The sequence below is a fragment of the Bradyrhizobium sp. Crot121 genome (genome assembly GCF_059512385.1).
Genome location: NZ_JCAMOR010000360.1, coordinates 1 through 467, shown reverse-complemented (window position 1 = coordinate 467; position 467 = coordinate 1). Strand labels below are relative to the sequence as shown.

Here is a 467-nt window from a genome sequence, read left to right as displayed (position 1 = left end):
GGTCGCTTCGATGGTGTCGAGACGACGCGCGTGCTTGAACGTTTGTATGCTGCATCTCGGCTGCACACCAACTTCTTTCAGCCGTCCTTCAAGCTGAAGGGCAAGCGACGCGAGGGCGCGAAGGTGATCAAGCGCTATCACGTTCCAGCCACGCCCTATGACCGCGCACTGACGCATCCGAGGTTGAGCAAGGTCGTCAAACGGCGTCTTCGAGAGCTTTATCGCACGCTCGATCCCGTGGCGCTGCTGGCCGAGATGAGAGACGCCCAGGCGGAGCTCGGCACGCGCGTCGACGCCCGATCGGGTAGGCTCGCGGCAGCAACCAGCCCACTGGCGCCGACAAAGAACGCAGCAGCGTTCGCGAAGGGGCTCGGCAGTGACGTGCATCTGGGGGAGCAGCGCATCATCCATCGGCGCATGCGCAAGCCATACAAAAAGCGCATGAGAATGCCATCAATGCTCGATCC

General features: G+C 62.1%; 1 pseudogene. It reads left to right on the top strand.

Annotated features, from left to right (window positions below):
• Positions 1-30: 30 nt before the first annotated feature.
• Positions 31-467: pseudogene (locus tag AC5ZGW_RS46970) on the top strand (transposase); the annotation flags it as partial.